Origin of the sequence: Streptomyces rhizoryzae (assembly GCF_023155275.1) — a bacterium.
Classification (GTDB): domain Bacteria; phylum Actinomycetota; class Actinomycetes; order Streptomycetales; family Streptomycetaceae; genus Streptomyces; species Streptomyces rhizoryzae.
Genome location: NZ_JALMUV010000032.1, coordinates 45,051 through 67,652 on the forward strand (window position 1 = coordinate 45,051; position 22,602 = coordinate 67,652).

20 protein-coding genes and 1 pseudogene are annotated in these 22,602 nt (G+C 75.8%); 14 read left to right on the forward strand and 7 right to left on the reverse strand.

The annotated features are described in order from the left end of the window. Positions 1 to 73 precede the first annotated feature (73 nt). On the forward strand, positions 74 to 1,783 hold the full coding sequence (locus MUU72_RS23580; RefSeq protein WP_248015370.1) for an amidohydrolase: 1,710 nt from the start codon (positions 74 to 76) through the stop codon (positions 1,781 to 1,783). 31 nt (positions 1,784 to 1,814) lie between these two features. Further along, positions 1,815 to 2,588, forward strand: a complete 774-nt coding sequence (locus tag MUU72_RS23585) for a helix-turn-helix transcriptional regulator (protein WP_248015371.1) — start codon at positions 1,815 to 1,817, stop codon at positions 2,586 to 2,588. A gap of 177 nt (positions 2,589 to 2,765) precedes the next feature. On the opposite strand, the gene MUU72_RS23590 is transcribed toward MUU72_RS23585, so the two are convergent. The 4 genes from MUU72_RS23590 to MUU72_RS23605 form a co-directional block, all read right to left on the reverse strand. Continuing rightward, entirely contained in the window at positions 2,766 to 3,143 is a 378-nt protein-coding gene (locus MUU72_RS23590) for an SH3 domain-containing protein (protein ID WP_248015372.1), read from the reverse strand. 161 nt (positions 3,144 to 3,304) lie between these two features. After that, entirely contained in the window at positions 3,305 to 3,655 is a 351-nt protein-coding gene (locus tag MUU72_RS23595; RefSeq protein ID WP_248015373.1) for a hypothetical protein, read from the reverse strand. A 12-nt stretch (positions 3,656 to 3,667) separates the two neighbouring features. Continuing rightward, positions 3,668 to 4,246, reverse strand: a complete 579-nt coding sequence (locus MUU72_RS23600; RefSeq protein ID WP_248015374.1) for a hypothetical protein — start codon at positions 4,244 to 4,246, stop codon at positions 3,668 to 3,670. Continuing rightward, positions 4,243 to 5,988, reverse strand: a complete 1,746-nt coding sequence (locus MUU72_RS23605; RefSeq protein WP_248015375.1) for an AbeC-like domain-containing protein — start codon at positions 5,986 to 5,988, stop codon at positions 4,243 to 4,245. Before MUU72_RS23605 ends, MUU72_RS23600 begins: the two co-directional genes overlap by 4 nt. A 430-nt stretch (positions 5,989 to 6,418) precedes the next feature. On the opposite strand from MUU72_RS23605, the gene MUU72_RS23610 reads away from it, so the two are divergent. The 7 genes from MUU72_RS23610 to MUU72_RS23640 all read left to right on the forward strand — a co-directional run bounded on the left by MUU72_RS23610 (position 6,419) and on the right by MUU72_RS23640 (position 15,111). Then, positions 6,419 to 7,459 carry a thiopeptide-type bacteriocin biosynthesis protein gene (locus MUU72_RS23610; protein ID WP_248015376.1) on the forward strand — a complete coding sequence of 347 codons (1,041 nt, stop codon included), beginning with the start codon at positions 6,419 to 6,421 and terminating at the stop codon, positions 7,457 to 7,459. After that, the gene (locus tag MUU72_RS23615; RefSeq protein ID WP_248015377.1) at positions 7,456 to 10,413 is read left to right on the forward strand and encodes a lantibiotic dehydratase; all 2,958 of its coding nucleotides are present in this window, start codon (positions 7,456 to 7,458) and stop codon (positions 10,411 to 10,413) included. Before MUU72_RS23610 ends, MUU72_RS23615 begins: the two co-directional genes overlap by 4 nt. Then, positions 10,413 to 10,583: a hypothetical protein gene (locus MUU72_RS23620; RefSeq protein WP_248015378.1), complete on the forward strand. Its 171-nt coding sequence runs from the start codon at positions 10,413 to 10,415 to the stop codon at positions 10,581 to 10,583. The genes MUU72_RS23615 and MUU72_RS23620 overlap by 1 nt, the downstream gene beginning before the upstream one ends. 97 nt (positions 10,584 to 10,680) lie before the next feature. Beyond that, entirely contained in the window at positions 10,681 to 11,949 is a 1,269-nt protein-coding gene (locus MUU72_RS23625) for a lanthionine synthetase LanC family protein (protein WP_248015379.1), read from the forward strand. 74 nt (positions 11,950 to 12,023) lie between these two features. Continuing rightward, complete coding sequence (locus MUU72_RS23630) at positions 12,024 to 12,227, forward strand: hypothetical protein (RefSeq protein WP_248015380.1); 204 nt, start codon at positions 12,024 to 12,026, stop codon at positions 12,225 to 12,227. An 81-nt stretch (positions 12,228 to 12,308) separates the two neighbouring features. Next, positions 12,309 to 13,478 (forward strand): macrolide family glycosyltransferase, encoded by a 1,170-nt coding sequence (locus tag MUU72_RS23635; protein WP_248015381.1) that lies wholly within the window; start codon positions 12,309 to 12,311, stop codon positions 13,476 to 13,478. A gap of 148 nt (positions 13,479 to 13,626) precedes the next feature. Further along, positions 13,627 to 15,111 (forward strand): carboxylesterase/lipase family protein, encoded by a 1,485-nt coding sequence (locus MUU72_RS23640; protein ID WP_248015382.1) that lies wholly within the window; start codon positions 13,627 to 13,629, stop codon positions 15,109 to 15,111. A gap of 34 nt (positions 15,112 to 15,145) precedes the next feature. Here MUU72_RS23640 and MUU72_RS23645 read toward each other — a convergent pair whose 3' ends face one another. Further along, entirely contained in the window at positions 15,146 to 15,634 is a 489-nt protein-coding gene (locus MUU72_RS23645; protein ID WP_248015383.1) for a hypothetical protein, read from the reverse strand. A gap of 187 nt (positions 15,635 to 15,821) precedes the next feature. Between MUU72_RS23645 and MUU72_RS35665 the strand changes: the two genes are divergently transcribed. The 4 genes from MUU72_RS35665 to MUU72_RS23665 all read left to right on the forward strand — a co-directional run bounded on the left by MUU72_RS35665 (position 15,822) and on the right by MUU72_RS23665 (position 19,097). Beyond that, positions 15,822 to 16,982 (forward strand): sensor histidine kinase, encoded by a 1,161-nt coding sequence (locus tag MUU72_RS35665; RefSeq protein WP_248015384.1) that lies wholly within the window; start codon positions 15,822 to 15,824, stop codon positions 16,980 to 16,982. Then, positions 16,975 to 17,631, forward strand: a complete 657-nt coding sequence (locus MUU72_RS23655; RefSeq protein WP_248015385.1) for a response regulator transcription factor — start codon at positions 16,975 to 16,977, stop codon at positions 17,629 to 17,631. The genes MUU72_RS35665 and MUU72_RS23655 overlap by 8 nt, the downstream gene beginning before the upstream one ends. Positions 17,632 to 17,757: 126 nt before the next feature. Then, positions 17,758 to 18,057: a hypothetical protein gene (locus MUU72_RS23660; protein WP_248015386.1), complete on the forward strand. Its 300-nt coding sequence runs from the start codon at positions 17,758 to 17,760 to the stop codon at positions 18,055 to 18,057. A 215-nt stretch (positions 18,058 to 18,272) separates the two neighbouring features. Then, positions 18,273 to 19,097, forward strand: coding sequence for a cupin domain-containing protein (locus MUU72_RS23665; protein ID WP_248015387.1), 825 nt, complete (start codon positions 18,273 to 18,275; stop codon positions 19,095 to 19,097). On the opposite strand, the gene MUU72_RS23670 is transcribed toward MUU72_RS23665, so the two are convergent. Further along, positions 19,078 to 20,322 (reverse strand): MFS transporter, encoded by a 1,245-nt coding sequence (locus MUU72_RS23670; protein WP_248015388.1) that lies wholly within the window; start codon positions 20,320 to 20,322, stop codon positions 19,078 to 19,080. The genes MUU72_RS23665 and MUU72_RS23670 overlap by 20 nt on opposite strands. Positions 20,323 to 20,377: 55 nt before the next feature. On the opposite strand from MUU72_RS23670, the pseudogene MUU72_RS23675 reads away from it, so the two are divergent. Continuing rightward, positions 20,378 to 21,109: pseudogene (locus MUU72_RS23675) on the forward strand (helix-turn-helix transcriptional regulator); the annotation flags it as partial. Between the two features lie 563 nt (positions 21,110 to 21,672). On the opposite strand, the gene MUU72_RS23680 reads toward MUU72_RS23675, so the two are convergent. Next, positions 21,673 to 22,557: a LysR family transcriptional regulator gene (locus tag MUU72_RS23680; RefSeq protein ID WP_248015389.1), complete on the reverse strand. Its 885-nt coding sequence runs from the start codon at positions 22,555 to 22,557 to the stop codon at positions 21,673 to 21,675. Positions 22,558 to 22,602: the final 45 nt, after the last annotated feature.

Sequence of the window (22,602 nt, forward strand, 5' to 3'; positions counted from 1 at the left end):
CGGCCATAGTTCTCGAAAGATCGTTTCCGGGTGGCCGCCGCGCCCCCGGCGTTTTTCGAAGGGACTCCCTCTCATGGTCACGGGCACGTATGCGGACCTGGTATTTCTCGGCGGGCGGGTGGTCACGGTCGATGCGCGGTTCTCCGTCGCCTCGGCCCTGGCGGTGACCGGCGGGGTCATCAGCGCCGTCGGAGAGCGGGACGACGTCGCTCCGCTCATCGGCCCGGGCACCCGCGTCATCGACCTGCGCGGGGGGACGCTGCTCCCCGGTATCAACGATTCCCATCTGCACGGCTGCGCCTTCGGCATGGCCAGCCCGCCGCTCTCCCTGGACGTCGGCCACCCCGCCGTCTCCTCCCTCGCGGACGTGGCCGCGGCGGTACGGCAGGCGGTCGGGCGCGCCGCGGACGGGCAGTGGATCACCGGCCACGGCTGGGACACCGGATACCTCGCCGAATGCGTCACCGACCCCGCGCGGCAGCCCGCGCGGCACGACCTCGACGCCGTGAGCCCGGACCACCCGGTCGTCCTGTACTCCTTCTCCGGCCACGCCACGTGGGTCAACTCCAAGGCCCTGGAACTCATCGGTATCGACCGGCACACCGCCGCCCCGCCCGGCGGGGCCATCGTCACCGACGACGCCGGGGAGCCGACCGGGCTGCTGCACGAGGGCGCCCAGGCGCTCGTCCAGAACGCCCTGCCGCCGCTCAGCCGGCAGGAACGGACCGACGCCATCCGGTCAACCCTCGCCACCCTGGCCCGGCTCGGCGTGACCAGCTACACCGAGCCCGGCCTCGGCCCCGGCGGCGACGGCATCATGCGGGGCGCGCTCGGCCGGCAGACCCTCGACGTCTACCACCGGCTCCTGGCCGACGGCGAACTGACCGCCCGGATCGGCGTGTTGCTGCTGCCCACCGGCATGACGAGCACCGCTGAGGAGTTCGCCCGGGCCCTCACCGCCCTCGGCACGACCGCTGACGCCGATCCGCGCCGCCTGGCGATCCACGGAGTCAAGATATTCGCCGACGGCATCGTCCCCAACAAGACGGCCTGGATGCACGAGCCGTACGTCGGCGGCGGCTGCGGTGCGCTGTGCGTCGGCGGGGAGACCGACGCCGAGCGGATCGCCGAGATCGGTGCGATGATCCGGCACGCCCACGCCGCCGGGCACCAGATGGGCGTCCACGTCACCGGCGACCGGGCCATCGACACCGTCACGGACGCCTTCGCCGCGGCCCTGGCCGACCACCCGCGTCCGGACGCCCGCCATTACGTCATCCACGGCGACTTCCTCACCCCGCACAGCATGAAGGTGCTGGCCGCGCACGGCTTCGGCGTCAACATGAACCCCACCATCAAATGGACCGTCGCCGACATGGAAGAGGACTTCGTCGGCGCCGGCCGCGCCGCCTACGCCTGGCCCTACCGCGACGCCCTCGACGCCGGCGTACGGGTCGCCAGCGGATCCGACGCCCCCGTCACGCACCCGGACTGGCGCCAGGGCATCGCCACCATGATGCTGCGCGAGTCGAAGGCCGCCGGCCGGGTCAGCGGGCCCGAACAGTGCATCGGCCTGGCCGAAGCGCTCCGCACGTACACCATCGACGCGGCCTGGCAGGACTTCGCCGACGACTGGAAGGGTTCCCTGGAACCGGGGAAGGTCGCCGACCTCTGCGTGCTCGACGGCGACCTGCTCACCGCCGATCCGCACGACATCCCGGACCTGCCCGTCGTCCTGACCGTCATGGACGGGCAGGTCGTGCACGACGCCCTCGGCGATTGACGTATCCCCCACGCATGATCATCCTTGGGGGATGGCAGCGAACCGGAGCACGGCGGACATCCTGGACGCGGCCGTGCACGTCCGCCAGGCGGCCAGGAGCGCCACGAGCGGCGCGGCCGGCCTCGACACGGTCCTGACCGCGCTGGCGGAGGTCATGGAATACGACCACGCGTCCCTGACCCGGTGGGACCCGCTGCGGCGGCGCCACACCACCCTGGCCGGCAGCTACCCGGACGACGCGACGGCCTACATCGAGACCCGCCTCCACCGCGACCCGGTCTTCGCGGTCCTCCACAGCCCGGCCCGCGGCGGTCTGTGGTTCAGGGACGTTCCCCGGCACCTCCTGGCAGCCTCCCCGGGCTTCCAGGAGGTGCTGTCTCCGCTCGGCATCCAGGACGGCGTCGCCCAGTGCCTGTTCGACGCCGACGGCCGGTACGTCGGCATGCTGAACGTCAGCACCCGCCGACCGCGGCGCACACCCGACCCGGCGCGCGCCGTGGTCACCCTCCTCACCGAGTCCCTCGCCGCGGCCGTCGCCCCCCGCCCGACCCCACCGCCCGAAGAGACCGCCGTACCCCACCCCGCCACCGACCCGCCACGCCCCGACCGCCTCTCACCGCGGGAACTCCAGGTACTGGCCGAACTCACCACCGGCCGCACCAACCGCGAAATCGCCGGACGCCTGTGCATCACGCCGCGCACCGTCGCCACCCACGTCGAGCACATCCTCACCAAACTCGACCTCCCCAACCGCGCAGCCGCCGCCGCCCGGGCCGCCACCTGGGGCATCACCCCCTCCCCCTGACACCCGCCCGGTACCGAGGCCGGGCCGCCTGATGCGCGGCGGGTCTTCCAGCGGGGCCACCGGCCGGCGGGCACCGGAGAGGCCGAGGGGCTGAAGCATGCCGAGGGCGGCCCAGCCCCCGTCCGTGCGCTCCGAGCGTGCGACGGGCGGAACGGGCTGAGCCGCCGGAGGGGTGCCTCAGCGCCTGGTGCGCGCGTCACACCAGGCGGGCGCCGCCCCGAGGGTGCTGATGTAGCGGGCCGAACCCCACGTGTTCCGCCGCGCGTCGAGCTTGTACCAGCGCGGATTGCCGCCCACGTTCTGCCCGTTGACCTTGCAGACGATGGTGACCACGGTGCCGTACGGCGCGGAGCCCACCGCGCGGTAGCCGGTGCCGGGGCCGGTGCGCAGTACGAGACCGGGCTTGGCGATGACCCGGCCGTGGTACGGCCCGTGGCCGCCGGTGGACGGGGGCGGGCCCGCCGCGGCGGCCGGGCCGGTGCCGAGCACTCCGCAGAGCAGTCCCGCGCTCGCCACTACGGCGGCGCCCCGGCGGATCTGGGACAGGTGTTTCATGGCCTACCTCCCGGTCGCGGTGGTCCGGCTCGCCGGACGTGCGGTGAGGCGATGCTTCCCCGGCCGCGGCCCGGAACCGGCGGCGCGCCGGGGAATTCACCGTCACGGGAGCGCCTCGCATATCTGTCCGGGCGCCGGGCGCACGCCGGGCCCGCGGCCCGCTACCCCGTCGGGAACGACCAGGTGTAGCCCGGCGTCGGCCAGGAGTAGGTGGGGGTGGACCAGGAGTAGGTCGGGGTCGACCAGGAGTAGGTCGGGGTCGACCACGGGTCCGTCGGCGTGGACCAGCTGTCCGACGGCGTGGACCAGGAGTCCGTCGGGGTCGGCCAGACGTCCGGGCCGTCGGACCGGCTGTCGCGGGCCAGCAGCCACACGCCGGCCACCGCCGCCGCGATCAGCACGGTCAGCGTGATCACCGCGACCAGCGAGCGGCGGGACCGGACGTCCCGGGGCGGTCCGGCCGGTCGCGTCGGGCCCGTCCAGTCCTGCCGGTCCTCGTCCCACTGGGGCACACCGACCACCTCCTAGCCCTGGCCGCTGAGGAGTTGGGTGATCTGCTGGACGACGGCCGTCGCCGAGGCCAGCCCCGCCACGGCGGTCGCCCCGAGGTCGAGCCGGTCGCGCAGCCATTGCAGACGGTCCCGCCGCACCTGGCCGGTGGCCTCGATCTCCTCCTCGGCATCGGCCAGGTGGGCGTCGATCTCCGCCGTCCCGTCACTGGCATTGAGCAGCGGCAGCTGTCCGCGCAGGGTCGCCAGGGCCGCCCGGAGCTCCGGTGGCGCGTCGACCGCCGCCGGGGCCGAGGCGTCCAGCGCCCGGGCGTCCGCACCGGCGGCCACGGCGCCGCCGGCCATCGCACCCACGGCGATCCCGCCGGCGCCGGGCGGCGGGACGGCGGGCCCCGCGGCACCGGCCGCGGGCGGCAGCGGCGCGGCCGTCCGCCCGTCCCGGCGCGAGCGGTCCTCGGCCACGGCCCGTTCCCCGGCCGCGACCGCACCGCCGGTCAGGACGCCGATGCTGATTCCACCGCCACAGCCGCAGCCCTGCGGTGCCGTGTCCGGAGGAGGGCTGCCCTCGTCCGGTTCCCGTTCCCCGGTCGTCATCCCAGAACGCCCCCCGTCTCCTTCTTCGTACCGTCCACGTGCTTGGCCGAGGCCCGCTCGCCGGCCGCGACCGCGCCCCCGCTCATACCGCCGATGAACACGCCGCCCTCACCGACGTTGATGATGTACTGCTCGAACGCGCCGGTCTCGTAGCCCTTGCTGCGCAGTGCCTCCTGCACACCGGTGGCGATCCGGTCCTGAAGCGTCTTCACGTACCGGCTGAGGTCCATCTCCTGGAACAGCGAGATCTCCTTGACACTGCCCAGCTGCCGCACCGACGCCATCGGCGCGTCCGGCAGGGCGTACTCCGGCATCGCCAGCCAGGTGCGGAAGACGGACACCACGGTCTGGCACAGCGAGAGGCCGGCCGCGAACCCCGCCGAGGGGCTGGTCAGCAGCGCGCGGACGGCGTCCCGCAGCCGGTCGTCCCCGCCCTGGGCGGCGATCACGTCGACCGCCTTGAACTCCGGCCGCACCGGCGTCAGGACGTGCGGCGCGACCTCCAGCACCAGCATCCCGCCCTGGGTGTGGATCCGGACCAGCAGGCAGATCGCGACCTGCTCGTCCCATGCGCCGACCCGCACCCGCAGGAAGTGCCGGCGGGCCTCGGCGCCCTCGCCGACCGCCCGTTCGAGGTGGTCCCGGACGACCTCGGGGGAGTAGTCCACGTCGTTCCGCGGCAGCCCCACCGGGAGGTAGACCAGCTCGTCGACCTCCAGGGAGCGCAGCCGGTCCCGGCTGGTGGCCGCCGCCGACGTGCGCAGCGCCTCCAGCCGGGGCTTGATCAGCTCGACCACCTCACGGCCGGTCAGCGGCGCGGGTGCGGCCTCCGGTTTGCGGAACGAGACCTTCGGCCGTGGCGCGCCGTCCGCGGCCCCGGCGCCGTCCGCCTCCTCGTCCGCCGACCAGTTCTTCCCCTTCAGCTCCATCGCGACCGACCACGGCTTGTACGGCTCGCCGGCACCGACGAAGGGCCGGAACGGGTCGTAGATGACCAGCTGCGCATGCTGCTCGCGGGCGATCGCGGCGCCGATGCGCGGGTACGGGCCGGTGGCCGGCAGCTTCGGGTACGGTGCCGCGGCGAACGCCTCGCGGCTGAGCCGGTGGCGCATGGCGGTGACGACGTACTGCCGGTGCGCCCACACCGGCGGCACCAGCAGCAGCGGGAAGACCACCGCGGTCCAGGCGTCGGCGCCGAGGAACAGGGTGTAGAGCACGGCGGCCCAGTACACCAGCGCGAACACGAACGGCAGGACCGGCAGCACCGCCTTGAGCCGGCCGCGGGTGGCCTCCTTGATCACCGAGCGCCCGAGGGCGAACGGCGAACTCCGGGCGCCGCGCGCCATCCAGGCCACCACGCAGACCGCGGCGTACGCCAGCCACCAGGGGAGGGGCAGCACCGTCTCGGAGCCGACGCCCGCCAGCCCGAGCGCGATGAACACCACCCAGCAGACCAGCAGGACCAGTCCGGTCTCGGCCTCCCGGCGGCGGGCCCGCAGCGCATGGGCCAGGACCGGCAGGGCGTCGAAGCCGTGCGAGGGCGCGATCGGGCGCTCCTCGTGCTCGACCAGTTCCTGGATGACGCGCCGGCGGAACTGCCCGTCGAAGTACACGCCCGCGCACAGCAGCCGGGTGGCCTCGCTCCGGGAACTCGGCGGCCGCGCGCCGTCGGCGGAGTCCGGGCTTCCGGACGGTGGTCGGGGATCCGGTGGGGAGGTGGTGGGCCGTTCGGGCACAGACACGTTGGTGCACCCCCGTGCTCGTACTCGTCCTCTGTGGTGAGGAGGAGAGGGAGTTGCTCTGGAGGCAGTATGACGCCCGCCCGGCGGCCCCGGAAGGGAAATCCGGTGATTGGAGAACTCCCTTTACCTGGCGGGGAGTTGGCCGGTCGGCGGGGAAGGGGCGGAGGTCGCGGGGCCGGTGCGGGCCGGTGGCGGGGTCGGGCGCACGGGTGGAGCGGGGGCCGGTCCGGACCGACGCCGGTGACCCCCGCTGCCCCCGGCTACCCCCGGCGCACAACTGTTCATCATATGAACAATGCGGATTATGCCTTTGTCGGGCCGGTCATCGGGAATTGCCTTTCCATAAGCGAGATGAGCAGCGAGATGAGTTCCGCCCCGGTGTCTCCGCTTGCCGGCGGGGGCTTCGGTGCGCGGTGCCGGAGGAACGCAGATGCTGATGGTCGCCGACCTGCTCGCGGACTGCCTCCGCCATGCGGGCGCCCTGGAAATCGACACCCTTCCCGTATGCGCCGACGAGGCCGAACTCCCCGGTGCCCGCACGGCTTTCCTGGCCGCCGGACTGGCCGCCGTACGGGACCGGGCGGCGGACGCGGCCTGGGTGCAGTGCAATCTCGCGCCGGCGCCGGAAAACCGGCCCGGGGCGTACGCCCGGCTGAATGCGGTGGCCCGGGAAATGCTCGACGGGGGACGGGCGCGCAATTTCTTCTTCGTGCACAAGGAGCCCGGCCTCCGGGTGCGGTTCGAGGCACCGGAGGACGGCGACCGCGAGGCGCTGCGCGACGACGTCGCGCGCCGGTTCGCCGCCTGTGGGGGCTGGCGGGAAGCCCCGCGGAGCGCGGTCTACGAGCCCGAGCGGTACCTCTTCGGCGGCAGCGCTTCGATGCCGTACGTGCACCGCCTCTTCACCGCCGACTCACTGGCCTGGCTGGACCACCACGCACGGTACCCGGGGCCCGAGGGCCAGGCCGCGGCCTGGCGGTTGTCGCTGCTGATGCTGCGGGAGATGCTGGCGGGGCTCGGGGTGGTCGGGTGGGAGCACCGCGGCGTCTGGGAAGCGGTCCGGGAGAACACCGGCCGCCGGATCCCCGCCGCGGCCCGGGACGGGCACGGCGCCGGCGGGCGGGCGGCCTGGGACCGGGCGGCCGAGGGCATCCGGGAGTTCTGGCAGCGCCCCGCGGACGGCATGCTCGCCGCGTTCCCCGAGGAGCGGCGGGATGCCCTGGCCGAACGGGCCGCGGCCGTCGGCGCGGCCGCCCGGCGGTGGCGGGCCGGCTACTTCGAGGCGGGCGCCGCCACCACCGGGCCGCGCCGCGCCGCCGCCTACGCGGTGATCTTCCACTGGAACCGCGCCCGGATGCCGTTCGCCCGGCAGTGCCTGCTGACCGACGCGCTCGCCGGTGACGGGGAGACCGTCCGCCAAGGGGAGACCGCCCGCGGCGGGGAGAGCGCCGGCGGCGGGGGCGTGCGGTGACCGGCCGGCCGGGGGAGCCGGACCCGGCCCGCGACGCCGGCGGCGCGCTGGGGGCGAGCGCGCTGCTGCGGCTCGCGGGGCTGCCGGGCGCGGTCTGGGCGTCGGCGGGCAACGGCCCGCTGTTCGCCCGGGCCGCCGCCCTGGCGGAGGAGGCCCGGCGGGTGGCGGTGCGGGCGGCGGCGCTGGGGGACCGGCTCGGCACCGACCTCGTACCGCACCCCGAATTGCCCGGCGCGGCGCGCGGCCCGGTGCTCGCCCTCCGCCGCCGGCTGCACGCCGGGACCGCCCCCGGGCCCGCGGACACCGCGGTCCTGGCGACCGTGGCCGCCCTCGGCCCGGCGCTCGCGGCCGACCTCACCGACCTGGCCGCGCGGGCGGCGACCCTGGCCGCCACCCGGGACGACTTCGCCGCCGCGGTCGCCGCCGAACACGAACGCGTCGGCCGCCTGGCGCTGGGCCTGCTGCACACCGACACCGTGCTGTGGAACCACCTCGCCGGCGCCGCCCCCCGCATCGTCGCCGACTTCGCCCGGCGGGCCGCGGCCGGCGACCCCTGGCACGGCAAACGGCTGCGCAAATACACCGGTTACGTCTGGCGGGTGGCCGCCCGGGCCGCGGCCAAGACCACCCCGCGCGACTGGCTCGGCCAGCTCGCCGCCCTCCCGCTCGCCACCCCGCACCGCGGCGCCGGCGGAGGACGGCTGCTCCTCCCGGCCGCCGAGGCCGGTGCGCTGGCCACCAGCACCATGGAGAACGTCCACCTGCTCTGGGAACGGCTGCGCGCCACCGGACCGGACGCCGCCGGGGCCGCCACGCCGCTGGCCCTCACCCCGCTGCACCACGCGGCGCCCGGCGGCGTCCTGCGCTGCGCGGTCGTCGACACCGGCGCCGACGGCGCCCGGCTGCGCCGCATCGAACTGCGCCGCACCCCCGTCCTCGACGCGGTCCTGGCCCTCCTCGCCACCGGCCCGCGCCCGCTCGCCGAGATCGAGCAGCAGCTCACCGCCCGGCTGCGCGCCCCCGCCGGCGACTGCGCACCGGCTGCCGGGGACGACCGCCGGCAGGCCGCCACCGCCCTCCGCGGCTTCCTGCTGCACCTGCTGCGGCTCGGTGTCCTCCAGGTCTGCGCCGGGCCCCGGCACCGGCACCTGGACTGGGCGCCCGCCGGGCGGATCCGCACCCCGGACGTCCCGCCCGGCATATCCCCGGTCCTCGCGGCGCAGCCCGCCCCCGGCCGGACGGCCCACGGGGCGGCGCCCGACCAGGACGCCACCTGGTTCACCGACGCCTACCGCCTGCTGGACACCACGCCGGACACCGTGCCCGGCCCCGCGGCGCTGGAGCGGGTCACCCGGGGCCTGCGGCTCGCGGCCCGCCTGGCCGCCCTGCGCGCCGCCGACCGCGACCCGGCGGGCGCCGCCACCGGCCGCCCGCCCCACCCCGACCTGGCGGGCCTCGGCCCCGAACCCCGTTCGGTCGCCGACCTCCTGACCGCCCCGCCCGCGGCGGACCCCGCGCCGCCGGACCCCGACCAGCAGTCCGGGCCCGGAGCGGAGAACGAGCCCGGAGCCGGGAACGAGCCCGGAGCGGAGCGCGGGACCGCCACGGCGAAGGGGACCGCGGCAGCGAACGGGACCGCGGCCGGCGACCGCGGAGCGCGGCCCCGGTACGAGGGCTGGCACCCGGCCCGCACGCCCGGCTCCGGCTACGCCCGGCTCCTCGCCCACCTCGCCGACCGCCTCGGCGCCGAACACCTCGACCTGGACGACGCCCTGCTGGACGCGCTGGGCGCCCCGGCCGCCGGGCCCGAACTCCTCGCCGCCTGGCCCGCGGACTGCCTGCTGCGGCCGCTCGGCGACCCGCACGGCCCGGTCGCCGTCCTGGAGACGGTCTCCCCGGCCGGCGTCCTCGATGCCCGCTTCGCCGAGGCCCTGGACACCCGGCGCACCCGCCCGCCCGGCACCCAGGGCCGTACCGCACCCTCCGGAGCCCCGGACGGCTACCCCAACCCCGCCGCCTACCGCGCCTTCCTCGCCGCCGTCGAACGGGCCGCGGACGTCCGCTTCGTCGAGGTGCTGGTCCCCCCGCTCGACGCCCGCGCCGCCAACGCCGTCCGCCGCCCGGTCCTCACCCGGTGGTGCACCGGCGACCCCAACACCACCCTGTACTACGGGAGTTCGCGCGGCGATGGGTCCGCGGCGCCCGGCGCCGTCCGCCACCTCCCGCTGGACCGGATCACCCTGCGCACCGACGGCCCCCGGGTCGTCGCCGAGGCCGACGGCGTCCGCGTGCTGCCCGTCCACCACGCCACCCGCACCCCCGCCCCGCCCTACGACCGCCTTGTCCGGCTGCTGATGTCGGCCGCGCACCCGGCCACCCGGTACGTCGTCCAACTGGGCGGCCTGATCGGCGCGTTCCCCGGTGCCCGGCGGGTACCGCGGCTGTCGGTCGGCGGGGAACTGGTCGTCAGCCCCGCCCAGTGGCGCATCGCGGCGGACGAACTGTGGGCGCCCGGCGCCCCGGAGGCCGACAAGGTGGTGGCGCTGGCGCTGCTGCGCCGCTCCCGGCGGCTGCCCCGCTTCTGCTTCCTCCGCGCGGCGCCCGGCGCCAAGCCGGTACCGGTCGACCTGGTGGCGCTGCCCGCCCTGCGGACGCTGGAACGGCTGCGCGACGCGGCGCCCGACGGCCACCTGATCGCCGAGGAGGCGCTGCCCGGGCCGGGCCGGTCACCGGTGCGGGACGCCCTCCACCACGGCGCGGCGGTCGCCGCACAGCTCCAGCTCAGGGTCCCCTGCGACGCGCCCCCGGCGGAGCTGGCCGCCCGCGCCGCCGCGGCCCTGCGCGACCCGACCGGCCCGCCCGCCCCAGGGACGGGCCCGCAGACCTCCCCGGACGCCCGTACCGACGGGCACCCGCCGGGGTGGAACCGCACACCGAGAAGAGGAGGGTCCTGATGCCCACGACCATCGAACCGACCGACCTCGACAACCTCATCGGCGACCTGGACACCCGGATCACCGAGACCGAACTGCCCAGCGCCCAGGCGTACACCGAAGGGTGCTCCGGCGTCTGCACGGTGATCGTCTGCGACACCGTGCTCGTCTGCTCCGGAGTCATCTGCTGACGCCGCGTCAGAAGCTGACGGCGGGCGCCGGCAGCTGACCAACGAGCCGTCCGGCCCCGCGCCGGACGGCTCCGCGCACGAGAGGAGACCCGACACCATGCTCCGGACCTCAGACCGGCAGACCCGCAGACGGGCGCACGCGTTCCAGGACGCGGTGGAGCTGCTCGACCGGTGGACCGAACGGTCCGGCACCGCCCGGGCACCGGACCCGGCCGCCGGCCACCCCTCGGACCCGGGCGTCCCGGTGCTCGCCCGCCTCGTGGCGGAGCGCGGCGATCCGGCCGCCAGAGCGACGGCGGTCCGCGCCACCGCGCAGTGGGCCCGCACCGCCGGACGCGGGAGGAGCCACCCCGGCCTCTACGACGGCGGGCTGGCCGGAACCCTGGTGGGACTGCGCCAGGCCGCCGCGCTCCACCCGCAGCTGCACCGGGTCGCCGACCGCCTGGCCGGCCGGCTCCACGAGCGGACCCTGGCCGGCACCGCGGACACCGTCCCCGGTGCGGTGACCTTCCGCGACTACGACCTGATCCTCGGTCCGGCCGGCACCCTGCTCGCGCTGAGCACCGCCGCCCCCGACGACCTCGGCGACCCGGACGGGCCCGGCGGCCCCGGCCCGTCCCGCGCCCGGGCCCTGGAACGGCTCGCCCGCCCGCTGGCCGCCCTGTGCGAGGCCCCGGACCTCGGCGGCCTGCGCACGCACTACCCCGGCCACCCCCAACTGGGCTGGCTGCACGGGCGGGTGAACACCGGTATGGGCCACGGCGTCGCGGGCGTGCTCACCGCGCTCGCCGCGGCCGTGCGCCGGTCGCCGGGCGGCGCCCCCGAAGCGGCGGGCGCGCTGGGCAGGGCGAGCGGCTGGCTGCGGCGGCAGGCGTTCACCGACGCGCGGTCCATCCGCTCCTGGGACGGCGCCGGTCCGGCGGCCGCGTCGCCGGAGGGCCCGCGCCGCCGCCAGGCGTGGTGCTACGGCGCCCCGGGCGTCAGCTGGGCGCTGTGGGAGGCGGCGGACGCCTGCCGGGACGAGGCGGCGCGCCGCTTCGCCACCGACGCCTTCACCAGCCTGGCCGCCGGGTACCACGAGGAGTTCCATCTCTTCGGCGACCACCCCGGCGACCGCCTGGGCCTCTGCCACGGGGCCGCCGGCGTCCTGGCCGTCGCCGACGCGCTGTACCGCCACGCCGGGCTGCCGGCGGCCGGCGTGCTGCGGGCGCGTCTGCTCGACCACCTGGACCGCAGGCGGGACGAGATCCGGGCGCTCGGCGCGGAGCGGACGGCCCTGCTCGGCGGCGCCGCCGGCACCCTGAGCGCCGTTCTCACCGCCACCGGCGGCGACCGCGGCTGGCTGCCGTGCCTGGGCTTGCGCTGAGCGGCGGCCGGCACCCGCCCGCACCGCGCCGGACGGTTGCGTAACCGCGCAGGTGAATGACCGTTAACCCGGCCATGGGTGATATGAACGACCGGCTGCTCAGCCTGGTGGACGGTGTGGTGGATCTGGACGAGGAGCGGCTGCCGCTGCTGACCCTGCGGGAGGCGCGCGCGGCCGTCGAACTGCTGCGGCTGCTGGCCTCCGGCAGCGGCGAAGGCTCGCACGCGGCACGGCACTTGGAGCGCAGCCTCGTCCGGCGGCTGCCGTCCGAAGGATGAACCCGCGGCCGCGGGAGGGGATTTGCGTACGTCCCAGGGGCCGGGACCCGGGCGAAATCCGTGATCGGTAGGATTTTCGGCATGGCGAAACACCTGTTATTCGTGACCCTCTTCGGTCACGGGCACGTCAATCCCACGCTGCCGCTGGTCGAAGAACTCGTCCGGCGCGGCCACCGCGTGGACTACGCCACCAGCGCGGAACACGCCGAGGTGGTCACCCGGGCCGGCGCCCGCTGGGTCGAGCTGCCGTCGATCGGACCGATCGAACCGCCCACCGACTTCGGACCGGAGACCTTCGCCCGCTTCGCGCGGCACGTCTTCGCCGGTATGCGCGCCGCCTACCCGGTGCTGCGCGACCACTGCGCCACCGAGGGGGTGGACGCGGTCTGCTACGACGGGATGAACTGGCCGGGCCGGGTCGCCGCCGAGCAGCTGGGGCTCCCGGCCGTGCGCTGCCTCCCGCACCTCGCCTCGAACGAGAAGTACTCGCTGTTCGCCCAGTTCGTGGACGCCGCCGACGGCGCGAACCCGTTCACCGACGCGGTCGGCCCCGACTGCGCGGACTTCACGGCGGACTTCGGGGTGGCCCTCGACCCGGCGCAGATGGACGCCCCCGAGAAGCTCAACCTGGTCTTCATACCCCGGGACTTCCAGCCCGAGGGCGACTCGTTCGACGACAGCTACCACTTCGTGGGGCCCTCGGTCGGCAGCCGCGAGGACGAGCCGTGGTCGCCGCCGGAAGCGGACAAGCCGGTGCTGTTCATCTCCCTGGGCACGGTGTTCAACGACCGGCCGGAGTTCTACCGCTCCTGCATCGAAGCCTTCGCCGACGGGCCGTACCAGGTGGCGATGACCGTGGGCGGGGTGGACCCGGCCGCGCTCGGGCCGGTCCCGGCGAACTTCGACATCCGGCCCCGGTTCCCGCAGCCGGCGGTCCTCCGGCGGGCCTCCGCCTTCGTCTCGCACGCCGGGATGAACTCCACCATGGAGGCGCTCTACTACGGCGTCGGCCTGGTCACCGTGCCGCAGATGCCCGAGCAGGCCGCCAACGCCGGCCGGGTGGCGGAACTCGGCCTCGGTGAGCGGCTGGACGCGCACACCGTGACCGCCGCGGAGCTGCGCGCCGCGGTCACCCGGGTCGCCACCGACCCCGCGGTGCGCGCCAACCTCGACCGGATGCGGGAGGTCGTCCGGGGGAGCGGCGGTGCCGTGCGCGGCGCCGACGTGATCGAGGAGTACCTGGGCCGCTGACCGCCCGATGCCGCGGTGCCCCGCCGGCCGTCCCCGGCGGGGCACCGCTCCCGCCTGCCGCCCGCCCGCGGTCCCGCTGGCCCGGACCGCGCCCGCCGGGATAGAACGGCAGCAGGACAGGGACCAGCGCGCCACGAAAGGTGAGCAGATGACGCAGGACAGCGACCAGGTCGTGGCCACGGACCGGGGCCGGGTCCGGGGCCGCACCGAAGGGGAGACGACGGCCTACCGGGGGATCCCCTACGCCGCGTCCCCCGTGGGCGAGCTGCGGTTCGCCCCGCCGCGGCCCTGCCCGCCCTGGCCCGGCATACGGGAGGCCGGGCACGCCGGACCCGCCGTACCCCAGGGGCCGTCCCGGCTCGAAGCCGTCATGGGCCCCCGCACCCCGGACTGGGCCGAGGACGGCTGCCTGACGCTGAACGTCTGGGCCCCGCGCGCGGCCGGTGCGGACGGCAGGCCGCGCCCGGTCCTGGTCTGGTTCCACGGCGGCGGCTTCAGCAGCGGCTCCGGAGGCTGGGACTGGTACGACGGCGGCAAGCTCGCCGCCCGCGGCGACATCGTCGTGGTCACCGCCAACTACCGCCTGGGCCCGTTCGGTTACCTCCACCTCCCGCAGATCGGCGCGGACAACCTCGGCTGCCGGGACCAGGCCGCGGTGCTGCGCTGGGTGCGGGACAACATCGCCGCGTTCGGCGGCGACCCGGACACCGTGACGGTCGGCGGCCAGTCCGCCGGCGCCTTCTCCGCCCTGTCCCTCGCCACCGACCCGGCGACCGCCGGGCTCGTCCACCGCGTCCTGCTCCAGAGCGGACCCTGGGGCCTGCCGCCGCAGGACCCCGCACTCGCGGCCGAGAACGCCCGGGCCTACCTCCGCCTCCTCGGCGTACCCGGCGACACCGACCCCGGCCCGGCCCTGCGCGCCCTGCCCGTCGAGGAACTCCTCGCCGCCTACGGCACGCTGGCCGCCCAGCTCGCCGGGCAGGGCAGTATCGCCCCGGCGATGTACCCGGTGCTCGGCGGCGCCGGCACCGCCCTGGCCTGGCCGGACGCCCTCGCCGCCGGCGCGTTGGACGGCAGGCCGCTGCTCATCGGCACCACCCGCGACGAGATGACCGCGTTCCTGGGGCTCAACCCGGCCATCCGCTCCCTCGACCGGGCCGGCGCCGTCGGCTTCCTGGCCCGGCAGGCCCCCGGCGACGGCGCGGCCGAGCGGCTCTACCAGCAGTACGCCGACCGCCTCCCGGACGCCACCCCGGGCCGGATCGTCATCGCCGCCGTGACCGACGAGCAGTTCGGCGCCGGCGCCCTGGAGATCGCCGACCACCACGCCACCGCCGGCCACCCCACCTACGTGTACCGGTTCGACCGCGCGGCGCCCGGCGCGGACAACCCCCTCGGCGCCTGCCACTGCGGCGAACTTCCCTTCCTCTTCGGCACGTTCGACAGCTTCCGGGACAGCCCCATGCTGGGCCGCCCGGACGCCGCCGCCCGCGCCCTCGGCGACGCCTTCGCCGACGCGGTCGCCGGCTTCGTCGCCACCGGCGTCCCGCACGGCATCCCCGCCTACGCCCCGGGCACGCCCGGCCGCGTCCGCCACTTCCCGCCGGCCCCGGCGGGCGGCGACCCGCGCTGACCGCCGCCCGCGTCCGCCGCCGACGGGCCCCCGGTCAGCGGCCGGCCGGGCCCGCCGCGGCGGCCGGCCCGCGCAGGCCCGCCGCGGTGGCCCGGGCCACCAGCACCCACTGCTGTGCCAGCAGCACCACACCGAAGTAGCCCAGCACCGTCACCGCGCCCAGCCCCGCCGCCACCGCCGTGTCGATCAGGAAGTGCTGCCCCAGCCCGAGGACCCACAGCGCCGCGGTGAGCGGGGTCCCGCGCCGCACCACCCGGCCGTCGCGCACCGCCAGCCGCACGGTGTAGGCCCGCACCGCCGCCAGCGCCACCCCGATGACCAGGCTCGCCACCACCAGCGCGCCGTCCCGCACGGACAGCGGGTGCAGCGTGGCGTACCAGCCGGTCTCCACCGCACCGATGGCGAGCAGCACCAGACCGGCCACCGGCCGCTCCCGCAGCGGCCGTTCGCGCAGCTGCCGGGACAGCAGCCACAGCAGTACGGCGGCGGTGAGAAGGAGATTGCTGGTGATGGGATCGTTCATGGCCCCCGGCTTCCGGTACGTGGCACGGCGCGCGGACCGGCGTCCGCGCGCGGGCGGGAAGCGCCCGCCCGCCTCCCACTGTGCGCCGCGGACCCCGCCCGGCGGATCAGCCACCGGGGTGGAGAAAAGGGTGGAGATCGCGGTACCCGGGAGCCAGGTCCCGGGCCGCTGCCGCCAAGATGGCGGGGTGCGGAACGAACACGACATACGCGGGCCGAAGGCCGGTGGCTTCCGGGCCGGCCTCGACGCCGCCCGGCTCCGCCGGATCGCCCTGAACGCCCTGGCCATCGGCTTCGGCGCGGCCTTCTACCACCCGTCCGAGCACCCGCCGGGCGTCACGGCCGCGTTCGGCGTCCTGCTCGGGCTGTGGGCGGTGACCGCCGTCGTCCGCCACGTGCTGGTCCGGCCGTGGCCGGAAGGGGTGTGGAGCGTCCTGCTGATCGGCGGCGCGGTCTGCGCCGGGCTCAGCCCCGCCGACCCGTCCGCGCCCGCCTTCGTCGGCTCGGCCGGGCTGTTCCTGCTGGTCTCCGCCGTCGATACGCCCGCGCCGTGGATCGCCGGCGTCCTGACCGCGGGCATCGCCGGGTTCGTCCTCGCCCACGGCACGGCCGGCGGCGGACCCGGGGTCGGCGTCGCGGTCCTGATCTCCGCCGTGACCGGTTTCGGCTTCGGCTTCCTCGCCCGGATGAACGGCCTGGACCGCCGAACCGAGCGCGAGACGGCCGAACAGCGGGCGGCGAACGCTGTGTTGGCCGAACGCGCCCGGATCGCCCGGGACCTGCACGACGTCCTCGCCCACTCGCTCGGCGGCCTGGTGATCCAGCTGGACGCGCTGGAGGCGGTCTCCGCCGCCCGCGGCACCGACCCGGACGTGGTGACCCGGGTGCGCACCGCCCGGGAGATGGCCGCGGACGGCCTGGTGGCCGCCAAGCACGCGGTGGACGCGCTGCGCCGCCTGCCCGCCGGGATCGACGCGGCGCTCGGCGAGATCGCCGCGGGCGTCCGCGCCCAGGGGATGACGGTGGACGTCGAGGTCCGCGGCGAGCCGTCCCGGGTGCCGGGCCCGGTGGGCGAGGTCCTGGCCTCGCTCACCGTCGAGGCGCTGACCAACGCCCGCAAGCATGCCCCGGGCGCCCCGGCCGGCGTGCTGGTGGAGGCCGGCCGGGACGCCGTACTGCTGCGCGTCACCAACCCGTTGGCGCCGCCCGGGACGGTGCCCGAACCCCGCCTCGCGGGCGGGCACGGCATTCCCGGGATGCGGGAGCGGGCCCGGATCGTCGGTGGCAGACTGTCCGCCGGCGCGACGAACGGAGAGTGGACCGTGGAATGCCGGGTGCCCCATGCCTGACCGACCCATCCGGGTGATCGTCGCCGACGACCAGGCCGCGGTGCGCGACGGGCTGGTGACGATCCTCGCCCACGAACCCTGCATCGAGGTCGTCGGCGCCGCCGCCGACGGCGCCACCGTCCTGGACCTGGCCCGCCGCCTGAACCCCGACGTGGTCCTGATGGACCTCCGGATGCCCGGGACCGACGGCATCACCGCCACCCGCGCCCTGTCCGCCCTCGACCCGGCCCCCGCGGTCCTGGTGCTGACCACCTACGCCGACGACGAGTCCATCGCCGGTGCGCTCACGGCCGGCGCGGCCGGCTACCTCACCAAGAGCGCCGGACGCGCCCAGATCGTCTCCGCGCTCACCGCCACCGCCGACGGCCACCGCACGTTCGCCCCCGAGGTCGCCTCCGCCATGGTCCGCGGCCTGACCCACCGCACCGCCCTGGAACGGCTCGCCGCCGCCCACGCCCTGACGGTGCAGGAGACCCGGGTCCTCCAGTTCCTCACCGAACGGCGCACCAACCGCGCCATCGCCGAGGCCCTCCACGTCTCCGTCGCCACCGTCAAGACGCATGTGAACAACCTCTTCGGCAAACTCGGCGTCACCGGCCGGGCGGAGGCCGCGGCCCTGGTCGAACGGGTGCGGGAGCAGGGCCTCTGACGGACCGTCGGCGAACGCCGGCCGCCCGGGGCAACCACCGGCCGGTCCGCCCGCGTCAAGGACAGTGATCACGGGGAAGACCGGCCCACCGTGCCACCCCTGCCAACCCCCACCAAGGAGAGCCCGGTGACCGACAAGCAGACCGACAGCCCCGACCACCCTCCGGTCGCCTACGGCCCCTGGTGGGCGGGCCTGGGGCCGATCGGCGGGGCCCTCGTCCTCGTCCTCGGCCTGGGCCTGGCGGCGTACGTCTTCCTGTGGGGGGAGGGCACCCTCGGCGACACCCGCCTCTACGGGGCGGCCAAGTGCGTCGCCATCGGCCTCGTGGTGCTGGGCACCACGCTGCTCGGCCGCCGACGCGACCGCAAGCGGTCCGGCGACGCTTCTCCGGACGCCGACGGCAACGGCGACGGCGGAACGGCCTGAGCCCGCGAACCCCCTGACCAGGGCGCTTTGACGCGGTCTCGGCGCCCTGCTAGACATATTCGCGAAACGGAATCGGATTCCTCTTCCGGCTGTTGGCCTCCACTCCTTCCCTCCTCCCTCTGTCTCTTCTCCCTCCTTCTGATTCCGTGCCGCGACCGAACGCGCAACCACTCCCCGCAACCACTCCCCGATACGCACAGCGAGAGGACCGCCGGATGCCCGAGGACCGCTTCTTCCTGCTCGACGCGGGCGCGTCGCGCCCCACCCGCGTCCCCCTGCCGCCGCACACCGCCGCCAAGGCCGCTGCGGAGGACACCGAAGGCCGCTTCAGCCTGCTGGAGCACCGCACCGACGACCCCGGGGCTCTCCGGCTCGACGGCACCGCCGACGCGTTCCTGTACGTCCTCGACGGCGACCTCGGCATCGACACCGGCGGCCGGACCCACCACCTGACCCGCGGTATGTGCGCCCTCGTCCCGCGCGGCGCCGCCCCCGCCGCGCCGCGCAACCTCGGCGGGCCCGGCGCCCCCCTGCACGTCCTCCAACTGACCGCGCCCGGCGGCCCGGACGGCGGCCCGGACGACCCCGGGCGCTTCTTCGTCCTCGGCCGCGGCCAGGCGCGCCCCGGCCGGGTCCCGCTGCCACCCGCCTTCGCCGTGAAGGCCCGCACCACCGACACCGGCGGACGCTTCTCGTTCCTGGAGGTCACGGTGGCCCAGCCCGTCCCGCGCCACACCCACCACCTCGCGGACGAGTGCGTCTACGTCCTCGACGGCGAACTGGCCGTCGAGTTCGGCGGCCTCGTCCACACCGCCGGGGCGGGGCAGTTGGTGCTGCTGCCGCACGGCGTCCCGCACGCGATCCGCCCGGGCTCCACCCCGCCGCCCCGGGTCCTCCAGATCTCCGCCCCCGGTGGCTGGGAGTGCGTGGTGGAGTCCCTGATCGAGCACCGCACCGAGGTCAGCCGGGCCGGCCGCCTCGACCCGGCCGCGCTCAACCGCTACACGCGCCGGTACTCCGTCACCTACGAGGAGGAGTGACCGCGGACGAGGGCCTCCCCGCCGCCCGGGGCGCGGCGGTCAGCGCGGCCGGCGGGACCGGCTCCGGCAGCGTACGGAAGAGCAGCCAGCTCACGGCGGGCAGCGCGATCAGCGGCGTCAGGGCCGTGCGCAGCGAGGTGGCGTCGGCGAGCGCACCGATCAGCGGACTGGCGAGCCCGCCGACGCTGACCGTGAGCCCGAGCGTGATCCCGCTGGCGGTGCCCATCCGGCTGGGGAGGTAGTCCTGCCCCAGCGTGACCTGCAACGAGAACGGGACGTACAGGCCGATCGAGGTCAGCGCCACGAACAGGTAGACCACCGGCCCCGGGGCGAGGACCACGCCCGCCACCGCGGCGACCGCGAGGAGGTAGGACCGGCGGACGACCGTGACGCGGTCCCAGCGGTTCGCCAGATTGCCGCCCAGTACCGTGCCCACCGCACCGCCGAGGTACAGCACGCACAGCGCCGCCGTACCGGCCGCCGGCCCACCGCCCGTGCGCTGCCGCACGGAGAACGCGAGGAAGGTGCTCAGACCGGTGAAGACGAGGGAACGGCAGACCACCGCCAGGGACAGCCGCACGAAGGACGCCCGGTCATCCCCCGCCTGCCCGGCGCCGTGCCCAACCGGCTCCGGCGGGGCGGCAGTCGCCCCGGCTCCCGCCTCGCTCGTACGGGCCTTCCCGTCCAGCATGCGCAGCACCGGCAGGCACAGCACGCTGCCGGCGAGGGCCGGTACCACCAGCAGGGGGGAGCGGTGCAGCCCGCCGGTGGACACCACGGCGGTGACCAGGAGCGGCGCGGTCGCGAAACCGAGGTTGCCGCCGAGGGAGAACCACCCCATCGCGGTGTGGCCGCCCCGGCTCGCGAGCCGCGCCACCCGGGCCGACTCGGGGTGGTACGCCGCCACCCCCACGCCGGAGACCGCGACGAACGCCAGCGTCCAGGCATAGGAACCGGACAGGCCGCTGAGCGCGATGCCCAGTCCGCCCAGCACCGTGCTCACCGGCAGCAGCCAGGGCAGCGCCCGGCGGTCGGTGAGGGCGCCGAACAGTGGCTGCACCACCGACGACAGCAGCGACGCGGCCAGAACGATGCCCGAGGCGGCGGCGTAGGAGTAGGCGCGTTCGGCGACGAAGAACGGGACGAGCGAGGCCACGGCGCCTTGATAGACGTCCACGCAGGCATGCCCGACCGACAGCAGAAGGATCGAGGTGTTTCTCGGCACGGCCACCATGCTCACCGCCGGGCACCCTGTCGGGCTTCCGATAAGCTGCCAACCCATGCCGACAATCCGCCACCAGCCCGTCGCGCCGACCCGCACCCGGTGGCTGGCCCCCGGCGGAGCCATCGACCCCCACCGCCACGACGACCACCAGATCGTCTACGCCGCCCGGGGCGTGCTGGCCGTCACCACCGACGCCGGGACCTGGGTCGCGCCCGCCACCCGGGCGATCTGGGTGCCGGCCGGCGCCGCGCACGCCCACCAGGCCCACGGCGAGCTGGAGTTGCGCCTGGTGGGTCTGCCCGCCACCGACAACCCGCTGGGCCTGGACGAGCCGACCGTGCTCGCCGTCGGCCCCCTGCTGCGCGAACTGATCCTCGCCTACACCCGGGCCCCGCACGACGACAGCCCGGAACGCGGACGCCTGCGGGCCGTCCTGCTGGACCAGTTGCGGGCCTCGCCCCAGCAGCCCGTCCACCTGCCCGCCCCCAGGTCGCCCCGGCTCCGGGCGCTGTGCGACCTCCTGCGCGCCGACCCGGCCGACCCCCGCACGCTGGCCGCCCTGGGCCGGCAGGTCGGGGCCAGCGACCGCACCCTGTCCCGGCTGTTCCGCAGCGAACTGGGCATGACGTTCCCGCAGTGGCGCACCCAACTGCGCCTGTACCGCGCCTTGGTCCTGCTGGCCGAGGACACCCCGGTCACCACGGTGGCGCATCTGTGCGGCTGGGCCTCCGCCAGCGCCTTCATCGACGTCTTCCACCGCACCTTCGGCCACACCCCGGGAACCCACGCCGCCCGGACATCCCTGCGGGCAGGCAGCCGCTGGAACTCAATGCCCGGGGGAGGCGCGGTGGCGGTAGGAGTGCGCGGCGACGGCCAGGCCGATGCCCCACACCAGGAACCGCGGGATTCCGTAGACGACGATCCAGGGGCTGAAGATGCCGTTGTCGCTGACGTCGTCGACCGTCCGCGCAGCGGCCCAGACGGTGTAGAGCAGGAGGAGGGCCGCGACCGTGAAGGCCGTGGCGGTCAGCGTCCGGCGCGGAACCCTGCGCCCCGCCAGTAACGGAGTCCAGCCCGGGAACACCAGGCCCCACGGCCGGACCAAGCTCAACGCCAGGATGCCCGCCAGCAGGGCCAGGCCACTGAGTACGAAGAGGTAGGCGGCTCGGACGGCCCAGCGGGGTGGGGGTGGAGCCTCCACGACGGTGGCCCCTGAACGGGCGGCGGTGCACGCGGACCTGGCCCGGTCCTGAAGCACCGGACCGGACCTAGGGGGTGTCCGCAAAGTCCCGTCTGCCGTCCGGCGCCCGGCCGCCCTCCGGGCGAACGACGCGACTTTACGGACACCCCCTAGGCCACCACCGCCGCGGCCAGGCGGTCGCGGAACCAGCGGTGTCCCGGGTCGGTCGCGTTACGGGGGTGCCAGGCCATGCCGAGGTCCAGCGCGGGCAGGTCCAGCGGGAGGGGGAACGTGCGCAGGCCCAGGGCGGCGATCGTGTCGGGCAGCCAGTCGGCCAGGACGAGCGTGACGAGGTCGGTGTCCCGGGCGAGCAGCATCGCGCTGGTGTGACTGGGCACGACGGCCGCGATCCGGCGCCGCAGCCCGTGGGCGGCGAGTGCACGGTCGATCGGCCCGAGCCGTTTGCCCTGCCGGGAGACGCCGATGTGGTCGGCCGCGGCGAACCTCCGGGCGTCGATCGGTCCGTTGAAGAGCGGGTGCCCGTCGCGGGCGACGCCCACCGGCGTCATCGTGGTCAGCCGCCGGGTCCGGATCTCCGGGTCCAGCTGTCCCAGGACGCCCAGCTCGACGTCCACCCAGCCCTGGCGCAGCGCCGGTCCGCCCTCCAGGGCCTCCGGCAGGAACACCACGTCCACCTGCGGCGCCTCGGCGCGGAGCCGCTCGGTCAGGGACCCGGCCAGGCCCACCAGCAGCAGGTCGGAGGTCTGCACGGTGAACGTCCGCTGGAGCCGCGCCGGATCGAAACCGGCACCGGGCCGCAGGACGCTGTCGCAGCTGCGCAGCGCCGCGCTCACCTCCTCCCGGAGCTCCAGGGCGCGCGGTGTCGGGACCATCTGCTGGCCCGCGCGGACCAGCAGCGGGTCGCCGATGATCCGGCGCAGCCGGGCCAGGGTGCGGCTGGCTGCCGCGGGGGAGGTGCCGAGCCGTTCCGCGGCGCGGGTCACGCTGTTCTCCTGGAGCAGGGCGTCCAGGGCGCGCAGCAAATTGAGATCCATCGCCCCTCCTGAGCTGCGTCTTTACGCTTACGGCAATGAAGCGGT